Annotated in this window: 13 protein-coding genes and 1 pseudogene; 1 reads left to right on the top strand and 13 read right to left on the bottom strand. The window is 42.0% G+C overall.

Features of this window, described 5'->3' with window-relative positions; all coding sequences use genetic code 11:
• Positions 1-16: 16 nt before the first annotated feature.
• The 3 genes from gloA to BWD47_RS13710 form a co-directional block, all read right to left on the bottom strand.
• Positions 17-415, bottom strand: a complete 399-nt coding sequence (gene gloA / locus BWD47_RS13720) for a lactoylglutathione lyase (protein ID WP_036969520.1) — start codon at positions 413-415, stop codon at positions 17-19.
• 40 nt (positions 416-455) lie between these two features.
• Positions 456-1,487: a serine hydrolase gene (locus BWD47_RS13715; protein WP_075594147.1), complete on the bottom strand. Its 1,032-nt coding sequence runs from the start codon at positions 1,485-1,487 to the stop codon at positions 456-458.
• A 117-nt stretch (positions 1,488-1,604) separates the two neighbouring features.
• Complete coding sequence (locus BWD47_RS13710) at positions 1,605-3,512, bottom strand: aminotransferase class I/II-fold pyridoxal phosphate-dependent enzyme (RefSeq protein ID WP_065978844.1); 1,908 nt, start codon at positions 3,510-3,512, stop codon at positions 1,605-1,607.
• Between the two features lie 699 nt (positions 3,513-4,211).
• Between BWD47_RS13710 and BWD47_RS13705 the strand changes: the two genes are divergently transcribed.
• Entirely contained in the window at positions 4,212-5,747 is a 1,536-nt protein-coding gene (locus tag BWD47_RS13705; RefSeq protein ID WP_083633668.1) for a S10 family peptidase, read from the top strand.
• Between the two features lie 178 nt (positions 5,748-5,925).
• Here BWD47_RS13705 and BWD47_RS13700 read toward each other — a convergent pair.
• The 10 genes and pseudogenes from BWD47_RS13700 to rsxB form a co-directional block, all read right to left on the bottom strand.
• Positions 5,926-6,168, bottom strand: a pseudogene (locus BWD47_RS13700) (endonuclease III); the annotation flags it as partial.
• Between the two features lie 65 nt (positions 6,169-6,233).
• Positions 6,234-6,953: a transglutaminase family protein gene (locus BWD47_RS13695; protein ID WP_075594146.1), complete on the bottom strand. Its 720-nt coding sequence runs from the start codon at positions 6,951-6,953 to the stop codon at positions 6,234-6,236.
• Between the two features lie 68 nt (positions 6,954-7,021).
• On the bottom strand, positions 7,022-7,204 hold the full coding sequence (locus tag BWD47_RS13690; RefSeq protein WP_143474496.1) for a hypothetical protein: 183 nt from the start codon (positions 7,202-7,204) through the stop codon (positions 7,022-7,024).
• Between the two features lie 70 nt (positions 7,205-7,274).
• Positions 7,275-8,015, bottom strand: coding sequence for a helix-turn-helix transcriptional regulator (locus tag BWD47_RS13685; RefSeq protein WP_075594144.1), 741 nt, complete (start codon positions 8,013-8,015; stop codon positions 7,275-7,277).
• A gap of 131 nt (positions 8,016-8,146) precedes the next feature.
• Positions 8,147-8,779, bottom strand: a complete 633-nt coding sequence (nth, locus tag BWD47_RS13680; RefSeq protein WP_065978838.1) for an endonuclease III — start codon at positions 8,777-8,779, stop codon at positions 8,147-8,149.
• A gap of 39 nt (positions 8,780-8,818) precedes the next feature.
• Positions 8,819-9,517, bottom strand: a complete 699-nt coding sequence (locus BWD47_RS13675; protein WP_036969507.1) for an electron transport complex subunit E — start codon at positions 9,515-9,517, stop codon at positions 8,819-8,821.
• Positions 9,517-10,152: an electron transport complex subunit RsxG gene (rsxG, locus tag BWD47_RS13670; protein ID WP_036969504.1), complete on the bottom strand. Its 636-nt coding sequence runs from the start codon at positions 10,150-10,152 to the stop codon at positions 9,517-9,519. Before rsxG ends, BWD47_RS13675 begins: the two co-directional genes overlap by 1 nt.
• Positions 10,152-11,207, bottom strand: a complete 1,056-nt coding sequence (gene rsxD, locus BWD47_RS13665) for an electron transport complex subunit RsxD (protein WP_036969501.1) — start codon at positions 11,205-11,207, stop codon at positions 10,152-10,154. The genes rsxG and rsxD overlap by 1 nt, the downstream gene beginning before the upstream one ends.
• Positions 11,204-13,828 (bottom strand): electron transport complex subunit RsxC, encoded by a 2,625-nt coding sequence (rsxC, locus tag BWD47_RS13660; RefSeq protein WP_075594143.1) that lies wholly within the window; start codon positions 13,826-13,828, stop codon positions 11,204-11,206. Before rsxC ends, rsxD begins: the two co-directional genes overlap by 4 nt.
• A gap of 8 nt (positions 13,829-13,836) precedes the next feature.
• On the bottom strand, positions 13,837-14,391 hold the full coding sequence (rsxB, locus tag BWD47_RS13655; RefSeq protein WP_036969496.1) for an electron transport complex subunit RsxB: 555 nt from the start codon (positions 14,389-14,391) through the stop codon (positions 13,837-13,839).

The following is a 14,391-nucleotide window of genomic DNA, read 5'->3' as shown; positions in this document are numbered from 1 at the left end:
GAAATAGCCAAAACAATTAAAATTGACTGTAGTCTTTTTTCTGAATTAGCTCAATTGCATAACCATCAGGGTCTTTAACAAAAGCGATTTCAGTGGTGCCGCCCTTTACTGGGCCGGGCTCACGGCTCACATTACCGCCTGCGGCTTTAATATCTTCGCAGGCTTTATAAATGTCATCAAACTCAATTGCAATGTGGCCATACGCATTGCCTAAGTCGTAGCTGTCGGTATCCCAGTTATAGGTGAGCTCGAGCACGGTAGCGTCTTTTTCTTCACCGTAACCAACAAAAGCAAGTGTGTAACGGTATTCTTCATTATCTGCACGGCGCAGTTCTTTCATGCCTAATACTTGCGTGTAAAATTCGATAGATTTGTCTAAATCAGCAACGCGAAGCATTGTGTGTAATAAACGCATTTAAATCCTCTTTAAAATTCACAAATTTTTGATAACGCAGCTACTGCTGCGCTGTTAAAATATCAATAATTCGATTATAAATTATTTCTGCTAGCATCACAGTATCATCGCCATTAGTATTTATAAACTGCACAACGACTGTATCGATATCTTTATAATAACGAGCAATGCTTGAATAGCCTAATACCCAACCTGTGTGTTCATACTTATAAAGTGATGCATACAAAATTTGCTCTTGTTTGTTGAAAAAAGTGCCTTTGTTTAAAGCAAGAATAAAGTCACCTACATCTTGTGCTGTCGCCACATAGCCTTGATCGAGTGCTTTAAAATCATTCTCATAACCCACGTAATAACCACTCATCAAATCTACTAAATTGATTTCATGTACTGATGAAAACGTATGCGTTAGGCCCAATGGCGTTAAAATTTCATCTTTAATAAATTGGTTATGATCATAACCCAGCACAGTAGACATTATTTTTCGCAGTAGCAGGTAATTTGTGTTGGAATAACCATAATCTGTATCTGGATCAAAGTCAGCAGGGGTGTCTAGCACCAAAGCTAGCGGATCGGGGTAGGCGATTGACCAATCAAAGTTATTAGTATCTGTGTAATTGGGAATACCACTTCTGTGCTGTACCATCATTCGTAAGGTGATTTTATCTGCGTTTTGAATGCGTCCAACTAACGATGGAAGATAATCAGCCAGTGTTTTATCGATATCAATCAGCCCTGCAGACACAAGCTTTGTTAAAGCTGATGCGTCATACAGCTTACGGATACTCCCAATTTTAAACAACGCAGTCGCATAAGCGGGGATTTTTTGCTCTCGATTATGCCAACCTTGTGCAAAATATTCAGGTTGGTTTCCTTGTTTATGAATATACACAATAATGCCATCAACTCCTTGTTCAATAGCCTCTTGTGTTTGTGCTTGAATGTTGGCGGGAAGTGGCTGAAAGTAATATATGGCAAACTGCCAGGGGGCAAAAATGTATATGCTAGTGAGAGTAACAATAAGAGCTGCAACGCGCATAAGTCTGAGCGCTTTTTTGTTCTTCAATTGTATCATTGCATTCTCGCTTCGTTTATTTTGTAGTGTGTGGGGCTGTTTTTAATCTACTATTGAGCAATACCGTGTGGCATTGCTGAATAGTGATAAGGTACTTGACGGTATTAATAGCCTTTTTTACTTTTTCACCTTACCTTTAAGAACATAGATCTCGCCATCAAAACTCCCTTGAATCGTCAGTCCTTGTCCTGCTAATTCTTTTAGATATTCTATATGCTCATCAGTGATATGCTGGCCTGGCACTAAAAGTGGAATACCAGGCGGGTAAGGAGTCACTAATCCGGCACAAATGCGGTTGTTACTCTTACTAATAGGCACAGACTCGCGTTCGCCGTAAAACGCATCGCTTGGAATACATGCTAAGTCTATGGCTGGTAAGTTCTCTGGTAAGCGTGTACGTCTCATCGATGTAGCCAGTTTTACTTTTCCGCTGTCTAGTTTCTTTAATGCATTGTAAAGACGAATGATCTTAGAACGCGTTCCGCCAAGTGTCAGTAAAACCAATATTGTACTGTGCGTGTATTTTTCTATTTCTAGGCCAATTTCATCCAATAGGAATTTATGAATATCCTTTAATGAATAAGGCAATTCGCTAATATCAATAAGAATTTTTAGTGGATCGTGACCCATGTTATCGCCACTAAAATGCGGGAAAATTTCCATAAAATCTTCTTTTCCAAGTACTTTTATATACTTGAGTGACGCCATCTGTTGCTTGAACTCTGCGACATGATTCAACAAGGCATTCAGTAGCTTATAGCCTTCCATCTCTAGTTGTTTTTGGCACACATCAAGCGAGGCAATAAGTTGATACTTAGGTGATGTACTGGCGTAAATACTGTAGATCTCGCGGAAGAAATCGGCGTCGAAATCAGGATCGTTTACGTGAATATAAGACGCCTGAGAAAACGCCGACACGACTTTATGTGCAGAGTGGGTTACATAGTCAGCGCCTGCATGAATGGCAGAGTAGTAGCGTAAACTTGGGTGAAAAAGCGAGTACGCAAACCACGCTTCGTCGATAAACACTTTAATCCCATGTTGATGGGCAAACTCAACCACTTGTTTCAAGTCACTAAGAAGGCCATCGTAGGTACAACCGGTGAGAACAAGCAGTTTTGCGTCAGTATTCTGTTCAATCGCTTGCTTGATATCTGCTAATGAGGGGGGCGCGAAGATGCCATATTTAGGGTTTAAAATACTCGACAAATAAATGGGTAAACTAGCTGATTGCAAAATGCCATAATGTACTGATTTATGACAATTGCGATCGATGATCACTTTATCGCCTTTACGCAGCAACGTTTGCAAAATAATTTTATTCGAGGTGGATGAACCGTTGGTGACAAAATAAGTATGCTTAACTTCAAATGTCGCAGCAGCTGACTCTTGTGAGCGGCCAATGGTATTGGTGCTGTCTGACAATGAACCAAGCGAATCAACAGAAACCGACAGGTCGCCAACAAATACATTACGGCCATAAAACTGATAAAAATCTTTGATGTAGGGAGAATTTCTAAAGCTAGAACCACCGCTGTGCCCGGGTGTGTGCCATGAATCATTCGCTTCGCCGACATAACGACGGTAGGCTGTCCAAAATGGGGTTTCTGATCTGTCATCAAAGTCGTTGATCATATAACCTAAGATTGCTTCGGGGTCCGAAATTACTTCATCTTTAAAGAAGAAAGATTCAATTTCTTCTGACTCGTTAACGATCTCTAACCCTTTAGTATCGTCGCCAATAACATACACTGGCAGCTCAAGACGGATCCCTTTTAACTGCTCTATAAAGCGACTATAGGTTCGTTCGCTATTGTTCAGTACATCCCAACTGAGTACCACAGCTTGAATATCACCATCTTCTTCTACACATGTTAATGCCTGCTTGAGCTCATTACACTCAATAATATCGATATCAACATCACTACGCTCAAAATTAGGGATTGTTCGTGCAAGGTTCGTTGACAGCTCTTGCAAAGTGGCAGGGTCTTGCTCAATTAACAAGATACGAAGTAAAGGTAACATAGCAATTCTCATAAAAATTTTCACAATACTCAACAGCATAACGAAAGGATGGTGGCTTGTGAAATTAATACTTTGATTATTGTGCTATTAGTTTCGAGTCTTTTGAGATTAGAGTTTGTGCAATTTCATGTTTTTAATTCGAGTACAAGTTGGAATCACTCACAATCATTCGATACTAGTAATACCTTAGCAAGGAAAGTGTTTTATGTATTAGCAAACAGAATAGTGAGTTTGAACACATATATTTTATTTTCTGGCGAGATTGCTGTAATTATATACAACTAAACGCAGACAACTTATATCGCCGCACTTGTGTTAGGAAGGCAGAAAAATATATTTTCCTTAGAGGGGGCTTAATTATACCTAATTCGAAAATTAAGCTTATTAAGAATAGGGAGCAGAAAATGAAGTGCTTGTAATTGATATAGTCTCTGGCAAAACGTTATTTGAACTGCCCACAGGAAATGGACCCGATGGCATAGGGTATTCACCACAGAGGCTACCCTGAGTGAGCAACACGATAATGCAACTTTTTACATCATTGCCAAGTGTAAACAGAGGGAGCTTACACGCTTCTAAGTTTGACTCGTGGGAGGATGACTGCCTAATTGGAAAATGCTCAGCGATAAAGAACGAGTGACAAAAGCACTCCCACTCGATACAGATAAAAACAAAAGTAAACAACCAAGAGAGTAAAGAATGGCGTATTTTAAAAATTTCAAAACAGTGGTCATATTTACATTAAGCGCGTTGAGTATAAACGTGGCATATGCAGAGGAAGTATCAGCTTCAAACAACAGTAAGAAACTGATACCAGAAGCCACTCAATTTGTTACACAGCACAAAGGCACCTTTAATGGCAAAAAACTGAAATACAAAGTTGTAGCCGGTGAAACTTATTTATTGAACAAAGACGAAGGACCTACCGCCTCTGTCTTTTCATTTGATTACATTGTCGCAGACGACAAAGAAAACAGACCGGTTACGTTTATATGGAATGGTGGCCCTGGTTCATCTTCTAACTGGTTACACATGGGCGCTTACGGGCCTAAACGCGTTGTTGTGCCAAGCGACGCAGCGCATCCAGGGGCTGCTCCTTATGAATTAAAAGATGCGCCAGAAACGATTCTCGATGTGACTGATATGGTGTTTGTTGATCCCGTTGGCACAGGGTACTCTCGCGCATTAGGTGAAACTGAAAGCAAAACCTTTTGGGGGTTGAATGAAGACACATCCGCTATTGCTGATTTTATTGCGCAGTGGCTGACGAAAGAAAATCGCTGGAACGCGCCAATATTTTTATTAGGAGAAAGCTATGGTACGACGCGAGCGGCAGCTGTTTCTAAAGTGCTCATGGACAAACACCTTATTAATGTAAATGGCATCATTTTTGTGTCCCAAGCTTTGGATTACCAAGGCTCAAGCCCTTATGTAAACGACAATATTATATCTTACATTACTTACATACCAACATTAGCTGCGACAGCTTGGTACCATAAAAAAGTTGATACATCAGGAAGTTTTGAAGCGTTTATTGATGCGAGTCGACAATTTGCCGTTGCTGAATTGCTGCCCGCATTATTTAAAGGTAATACCCTTAGCACAGCTGAAAGAGCGCGAATTGTTGAGGGATTACAACGTTATACAGGCCTTAGCAAACAATACATAGAGCGGACTGATTTGCGTATCAACGCGTTTAGATTTGCTAAAGAGTTGTTGCGTGACGAGGGCGTCGCCGTTGGGTTGCTCGATGGACGTTATAAGCTTGATGAAAGAGATGATCTATCCGCTGATCCTACGCAAGATGCGTCGAAAGCCATAGCACCGGCCTACAAAGCAGCACTCATGAAATATATGCACACGGATTTAAACGTACAGTGGAAAAGAAAATACTTAAATCCATCTGACCCTGAATTATCTGATAATTGGCGCTGGCGTACGGCTCCTGATGGACAAAGCTGGGAGCCAAAATACGTGAATACTGCGCCAGATTTATCGTATGCCCTTCGCAGTAATCCACAGATGAAAGTTATGGTTGCCTCTGGGTATTACGATATGGTCACACCATTTTTTGATGCTGAATACACCTTAAACAGACACGGTATATACGCTGATAAGATTGATTACTACTATTATCACGGTGGTCACATGATGTATGTTCACGAACCAGCAAGAGTGTCGCTTTTAAAAGATACGCGAGACTTTATTAAAAAACAGTTGAGCCAAAACCCTTAATAATAGGCCTAGCTAATTGTGTCAAAGCCTGTGTTTGGCACAATTAGCGAATGAACTCAGGATGGAAAATAGCAGTGGTGAGTTTGCAATACTGATAGATTCTCACAAATTAGCGATTATATTGACACATTAGCGACATTATCCGCGACCACTTTTTAAGTTAGCAAAGCAAACTTTATTACTCTGTTTTATCCTTAAACTCACATAAGTCTTCGATAATACAGCTGCCGCATTTTGGTTTACGTGCAGTACACACGTAGCGCCCATGAAGTATTAACCAGTGGTGTACATCGACTTTAAATTCTTTAGGTACGACTTTTTCTAGTTTTTGCTCAACTGCAACGACGTCTTTACCCATGGCAAACTTAGTGCGGTTAGAAACACGGAAAATATGCGTGTCTACGGCAATGGTAGGCCAGCCTAAGTATAAGGAATGTAGATATAGCACATTTACTTGATGGACTGTTTTGTGTCATAAACAGACGCTCATTTAATTCCATTAGTACGAATACGATTAACATTAAAATTCATTAGGTGGCGAAGGAGATATCTAAAGAGTATTTTCTTAACCCCAAAAAGGTTACTACCATACTGTTTATAGAACTCATCTGGCTGTGAATATACGCCGAAGTCATCAGCTATACCTTCACTTTGGATATATGTATCTTGTCCATTCCAGTCAATATTCGGCTCGGTCAAACATTTGGTCGCAATACCAAAGCCTGAAAACTGAGAGCATTGTGCTGCAAAATTGTTTTGAACCTGCTTTAAGTATGACTTATCAATTATATACCCCTCTAAGTTAATCCACCGACCTTCATGATAAACTTCCACCCAGCTATGAATGATTCGTTCTGGTGCAAAGAAAAATAAATAATTTGGAATAGCACCTCTCTGCAATCCATTAAAAATTGTAAAGCCATGAAGCCTTGTAGGTATCCCAACAGCACGTAATAAAGCAATGATCAAAGTACCTTTTGTATTACACTGCCCGTAACCATCACTTAATACCTGACTGGCTGATAGCCTATCGTCAGCGTTATAGCCAAATAGTATCTCATCTTGTACAAAGTGATATATTTGTCCAATAGCATAAAAAGGCTCTATATCTCTCCACTTCCGTTGTTCAATCAATGATTGAATTTTGGGATGATTAAAGTCCAACATAGGTGTTTCAATTAGTAATTCATTTGCTATGTTATTCATGGTTTGGCCTATTCTTTAGGTTTACTTAAATTTTAACGATTGGTCACTAGAAAAATTGAATAAACCTGCTAACTTTTCGAACCCATTTGTTTTGCGTAAGCAAATAAAGAAAGCCCCGTGAGTAAAAATATTGGGTGAAGAATCATTCCGTGAAAAATAGATATATCAGCAAGACTTCCATGAATGAAAGTTGCAAGTATTGTGGAAAGCGATATAGCAAATAAAGCAATATTAAATAGTTTCTGTTTCATAACTGCGTCCTGATAATCGAATATGGACACAGCTTACCTAGTAGTCACAAGAGAAACTTGAATAAACTGGCTATTTACCAAATATTTTTAATGCTTGCCTTATCGACATTCCAAAGTTACTTTTGAAAGTCCTGCTTAAATGCGCACTATCTGAGAAACCAGCTAAGTGTGCTGCATCTGTAGCTGAACGATTATTTGCTAATGCCTGAATTGCACACATCATTCTTCGCCATAATAAATAAGGCCGCCATGCTATCCCCATTTCTTCACTAAATAAGTGAAGGAAGCGACTTTCAGACAAAGCGAGCTTACTCGCAACCTCAGATGCTTTCCAACTTGTAGGTTTGATGCATACTCCATGCAAACAGTGATTTAATTCCGTTAACAATTTTTGAACTCGTTTATCTTCTACACTACTTTCGTTTGCTAATAGAAAGTGCTTAGATAGGTGCAAATTGTCAAATAGTGGCGCTAAGTAAGGTATTGGGCTTTCAGTTAAATTTGGGGCTTCATTAGCTGTATAATTAGGGAGCTTAAACGACTTAAAAGATTCTCCTGCAAGTTTGGCGGATAACTCTATGCCCAGTTTGCTTTTCGGCTCAATAAGTAAAACCCAACCTTCAAGCATCTCTAACTGGTGTTCAAATTTCGAATCAATGATTGTAGCACCAGTAGTATTTATCCCGTTTAGTTTACAATTTGGGCCTTTACCCCAAATTATTTGTATAGAGTTGTGACTATGTGGAGCCGCATCTAAGCTCGTACCATAAATTGTGATAATGCCTAGATTTATCCAAATAGTAGGTTTCATATAGGGTTAGGATTCTATTAGTAGTGAATATTTTGGTGGGTATATATTAAGACATAAATGGTAATATTTTCAAAATTTTGAGAAGTCTATGATTTATGAACGGCTGCAATTCGCTCTTAACAGACCTTAGTCTAGTCTGTTTTTTCTTTAAACTCACACAAGTCTTCGATAATACAGCTGCCGCATTTAGGTTTACGTGCAGTACACACGTAGCGCCCATGAAGTATTAACCAGTGGTGTACATCGACCTTAAATTCTTTAGGTACGACTTTTTCTAGTTTTTGCTCAACTGCAACCACGTCTTTACCCATGGCAAACTTAGTGCGGTTAGAAACACGGAAAATATGCGTGTCTACGGCAATGGTAGGCCAGCCGAAAGCGGTATTTAAAACAACGTTAGCCGTTTTTCTACCCACGCCCGGTAGGGCTTCAAGGGCTTCGCGGTTTTCTGGTACTTCAGCGTTGTGTTTATTGACCAGAATTTCACACATTTTATAAACATTATTGGCTTTAGAATTAAACAAACCAATTGTTTTTATGTAATCACGCAGGCCTTCAAGACCTAAATCAAGAATAGCTTGGGGCGTGTTTGCGACAGGAAAAAGCTTACGGGTCGCTTTATTTACACCAACATCCGTTGCTTGAGCTGATAGGGTAACCGCAACCAACAACTCGAAAGGGCTTGAGTATTCAAGCTCAGTTTCTGGGTGAGGGTTTTCTGCGCGGAGGCGAGACAGGATCTCGTAGCGTTTTTCTTTATTCATGGTGAGTGTTAAGCACGCAGTGACGGTGCGTGCTCTCCTTTAAGTTAAACTCGTTACTCGGGCTCGAGGGCCTTTTTCTACTTCTGGAGTAACAACTTGCTTAGATTTTATTTGTGTATCAATCACATTCTTTGCCGCAATCAATAATCCAAGCCCTAAAAAAGCGCCAGGAGGTAAAATTGCTAATAAGAACTGATTGTCAAAGCTAAAGACTTCAATGCGCAGTACTTCTGCCCATGGTCCAAGTAATAAGTCGGCACCATCAAACAGTGTGCCTTGGCCTATTAATTCTCGAATAGCGCCAAGCACAACAAGCACCAACATAAAGCCAAGTCCCATCATTAAGCCATCGAATGCAGAAAGAGGCACGGTATTTTTAGAGGCAAATGCCTCTGCTCGGCCAATAATTGCGCAGTTGGTTACAATCAGTGGAATAAAAATACCTAATGATTGATACAGACCAAATGTGTAGGCGTTCATAAGCAGCTGAACGATGGTAACAAACCCTGCAATGATCATCACGAAAACGGGAATACGTATATCTTTCGGCACCCAGTTACGCACAATCGAGACAGTGATGTTTGAACCAACCAATACCAGTAAGGTTGCTAAACCAAGCCCTAACGCATTTGTAATGGTTGATGTTACGGCCAGCAGAGGACACAAGCCCAGTAATTGCACGAGGGCGGGGTTGTTTGCCCACATACCCTCTTTAAATAAGGTTTTGATTTCGCTCATTACTGTGCTCCTTGGCATGAATTTGGCGCAGCAAATAGGTTATCAAACTCAGCTTTTGCGAACAGCACCGCATTTTTGACTGAGCCAACGACCGCTCGAGGGGTAATTGTTGCCCCAGTAAACTGATCAAACTGACCGCCATCTTTTTTAACGGCCCAACGTGTGTCATCGTCACCTAGCACATTTTGGCCTTTAAAGAGGGTGATCCAATCCGATTTTTTTATTTCGACTTTATCGCCGAGACCGGGCGTTTCTTCATGCTTTGTGACACGCACGCCAGCAATATCGCCATTAGCAAATACGGCTGTTAGTAAGTTGATATCGCCGCTGTAGCCACTAGGTGTGACATGGCGCATGACTAAAGCATAGGGTTCGTTATTTTTGTAAGCACGGTAAATAACCTGATCAGGACGAGGTCCTAAACGTTCATCTGTAATGATCACACAATCTTTATATAGTTGATTGTCATAGTGATGGGCATCAAGCACTTGCTGTAATTGCTCTGCAAGTTGCTTTTTTTCTTGCTCGCTTATACGCTCAGCCGTCAGGCTATGTGTCAGTGCAACAGCCCCTGTGGTAAGCAGTGCAAAAACAGTAAGAATGCCACCATTTTTAGTCATTGAGGAAAGGATCATTATTTCACTCCATGGCCGTAAGTACGTGGTTGTGTATAGTAATCAATTAACGGCACAGCCATATTTAATAACAAAACACTAAATGCCACCGCGTCTGGATAACCACCAAAGGTACGAATTAAGTAAACAAGTAAACCAATTAAGGCACCGTAAATTAAGCGGCCCTTATTGGTGGTTGATGCCGAAACAGGATCAGTCGCGATAAAAAATGCGCCTAACATGGTTGCACCACTGAATAGATGAAATACCACGCCTGGCTCTGTGCCTGGCGCTGCAATATAACCAATACCACTGCACAGTATAAGAGATGCTAAAAAGCCGACAGGAATATGCCAGTTTATTATCTTTGCTTTTAATAAGTATAAACCACCTAATAAGAAACCAAAGTTTACCCAGCCCCAGCCAAGTCCAAACCAATCATTAAACAGTGGTTTGCTCATACTTTCTGACACTGTTAGGTGGTGAGCCACATCGGTTTTAACCGTATCTAAAGGGGTTGCCATTGTTGTGCCATCAATTGCAACACGCAGCTGATCAACACTAAATCCAGCAGAGGTAAAGCCGTTAAAAATAACGGATAGTTGTTGTGTAAAGCTAATTGGGTTTGCGAGCAGTTCGTTTACTGGCAGCCAGCTTGTCATTTGCACAGGAAATGACACAAGCAATAATACATATGCCGCCATTGCAGGGTTAAACAAGTTAAAACCAAGCCCGCCATAAAGTTGTTTAACAATGACAATAGCAAATAGGCAACCAATTACGATAATCCACCATGGGGCAAGAGGTGGGATACTAAGCGCCAATAGCACAGCTGTAAGCCAAGCACTACCATCACTTAATGTTGGCCATACTTTGCGTTTACGAAGTAACAGAACAGCCGCTTCACAGGCACTGACAGTCAGTAACGCGAGCACAAGCTGAATTAATACCGCAGTGCCAAAAAAGTAAACTTGGGCTATTAAACCTGGAATACACGCAGCAATCACGGTGATCATTAAGCGGCTTAATGATTTGGTACTATGATTATGCGGCGAACTGGCCATGGTTAGTTTCATGACTTATCGGTTCCTTCTTGTTGTAACTTTTTAGCTTTAGCGCGAGCAATTGCACGTGCAATCGCCGCTTTCTTTTTGTCTTCGCTTGATTCAGGCGTGTTATCTATTTGCTGTGCTTCAGATTCATCTGTACTTGAATCATCAGAGTGAGCGTCAGTTCCGTGGGTGTCTGCGCTTTCGCTTTCGTTTTTTGCTTGTTGCTCAGCGTGCTCTTTCGCTGCTTTTTTCGCTTTTGCACGGGCAACTGCCGCTGCTACGGCCGCTTTCTTATCATCAACGGCTGCAGGCTCTGCATCGGTTGCGTTCTCAGCTTCTGTGGCTTGCGCTGCTTTTTTCGCTTTAGCACGGGCAATCGCCGCTGCAACAGCCGCTTTTTTATCGTCAACGGCTGCAGACTCTGCATCGGTTGCGTTATCAGCTTCAGTGGCTTGTGCCGCTTTTTTTGCTTTAGCACGGGCAATCGCCGCTGCAACAGCAGCTTTTTTATCATCAACGGCTGCAGGCTCTGCATCGGTTGCGTTCTCAGTTTCAGCGTGCTCTCTCGCTACTTTTTTTGCTTTAGCACGGGCAATAGCCGCCGCTACAGCCGCTTTCTTATCATCAACGGCTGCAGGCTCTGCATCGGTTGCGTTCTCAGCTTCAGTGGCTTGCGCTGCTTTTTTCGCTTTAGCACGGGCAATCGCCGCCGCTACGGCCGCTTTTTTGTCGTCAACGGCTGCAGGCTCTGCATCGGTTGCGTTATCAGCTTCAGTGGCTTGCGCTGCTTTTTTCGCTTTAGCACGGGCAATCGCCGCTGCTACGGCCGCTTTTTTATCGTCAACGGCTGCAGGCTCTGCATTGGTTGCGTTATCAGCTTCTGTGGCTTGTGCTGCTTTTTTCGCTTTAGCACGGGCAATAGCCGCTGCAACAGCTGACTTCTTATCGTCTTTATCGACGATTTCTTCACTTTGCTCTAGCGCTTTTTGCTCTTTGTACTTACGCGCTTGCTCTTTACGTGCAGCACGTTCTTTAGCTACTTCAGAATTATCTGGTTCCAGTTCTGCGCCTTGTTTTTTCGCTTTGGCACGGGCAATAGCGGCTGCAACAGCTGATTTACTGTCTTTATCGTCAGATTTTGGTTTAACACGGGCGAGGGCATCAGCCACTTTTTGTTTTTCATCGCTCGACTTCGTCGCGGGCTTGCGTTTATGACGGTTTTGTCGCTCTTCTTGCTCGCGCTCTAAACGCTCTTTGCGTGCTTCAAAGCGCTCTCTGGCGCGCTCAGCTTTTATTTGTTCTGCTTGTTGCTCTTTGATTTCGGCTTTAGCAACTCGGTAGTATTGCACAAGTGGAATTTCACTTGGGCAGACATAGGCGCAGGCTCCACATTCGATGCAATCGAATAGGTTATGCTCATTTAACTTGTCGTATTCTTTTGATTTAGCAAACCACTGCAGCTGTTGGGGTAATAGCGAAGCAGGGCAGGCATCAGCACAGGCACTACAACGAATACAGGCTTTTTCGTCTCCTGGTTCAGCCAGCTCTTGATGATCAGGGGCTAAAATACAGTTTGTGGTTTTTACAATGCCGATTCTTACCGTTGGTAAGGTAAAGCCCATCATAGGGCCGCCCATGACAACTCGTTGTTGTGGCACCGGTGAAAAGCCTTGGCAATCTAGTAAGTGTTTTATTTCAGTGCCAAGTAACGCCCATACATTTCCTTGTTTATGGATTGTATTGCCAGTCACTGTGACCACGCGTTCAATTAATGGCTTGCCTTCATAAACCGCTTGGTTAATTGCAAACAGGGTGCCTACATTGTGCACTAACATACCAATGTCAGCAGGAATATTGCCGCTAGGTACTTCTTTGCCTGTTAGCAATTTTATCAATTGTTTTTCACCGCCAGAAGGATAAACAGTAGGGACAGTTTGAACAATGATAGACTCATTATGTTTTGCTGCTTGTTGCATTGCTGCAATAGCTTCTGGCTTATTATCTTCAATACCTATGATTGTCAGTGTTGGGTTGAGCAAGTGCTGCATTAACTCAATACCGGCGATAATTCCGTGTGCATGTTCACGCATTAACATGTCGTCTGCAGTGATGTATGGCTCACACTCAACGGCATTTACAATTAAAAATTCAATGCTTTTTCGCGTATCTGCTTTTACGTAAGTGGGAAAACCAGCTCCCCCCATCCCTGCAATACCTGATTGATGAATAATATCGACTAGCTCATCATGTGAGAGTGCTTTAGGGTCATCAACAGGGTTTAGTTCACACCATGTATCTTTGCCATCTGGTTCAATAATGACGCTGAGCTCAGGCAACGCTGATGGATGCGCAGATGGCATCGGGCTGATATCAGTGATCACACCAGAAGTAGGCGCATGTACAGGTACTGACCAGTTACCGCTAGGTTTCGTTAACGCTTGACCTTTAAGAACTGATTGGCCTTTTTCTACGATTAATTTGCCGTTGGCACCAATATGTTGTTTTAGTGACACAACTAATTTATCTGGCAGCTCTAGTCGCTCAATTGCACGTGATGTTGATTGTTGCTTTTGTCCAGGTGGATGAATCCCCCCAGCGAATGGCCAGACTTTACCTTGTTTGATTTGTTCTATTAACGTTTCCATCTGCGCTCCTAATCTACCTGAGTCACAGGGATTGCATTTAATTGCCATTTCCAAGTTTGTTTGGTTTCTTTTACAGGCAGCATATCAATACAGTCAACTGGGCAAGGTTCAACACATAAATCACAGCCAGTGCATTCGTCAATGAGTACGGTATGCATTTGACGGGTCGCACCAACAATGGCATCAACAGGGCAGGCTTGGATACATTTAGTACAGCCAATACATTCGTCTTCTCGAATGTATGCAACGGTTTTTACTGGCTCTGCTTGTTCGCCGCCAGCAAGAGGTTTTGCTTCAACCCCCATTAAATCTGCCAGTTTTTTTACAGTGGCTTCGCCGCCCGGCGGGCATTTATTTATTTCGTCACCATTCGCTATCGCCTCTGCGTAAGGGCGACAACCAGGGTAGCCACATTGTCCACATTGAGTTTGTGGCAATATGGTGTCAATTTGATCAACGATAGGGTTGCTTTCTACCCGAAAACGTACGGCAGCAAATCCTAAAATCAAACCAAATATTAGCGCTAATGAACCTAGCGCAATTAAGGCATAAAACAAGGTCAT

Source organism: Pseudoalteromonas sp. PAB 2.2, from assembly GCF_001938575.1.
Taxonomy (GTDB): domain Bacteria; phylum Pseudomonadota; class Gammaproteobacteria; order Enterobacterales; family Alteromonadaceae; genus Pseudoalteromonas; species Pseudoalteromonas lipolytica.
The sequence above is the reverse complement of the archived record's forward strand: the minus strand, read 5'-3'. Positions and strand labels throughout refer to the sequence as shown.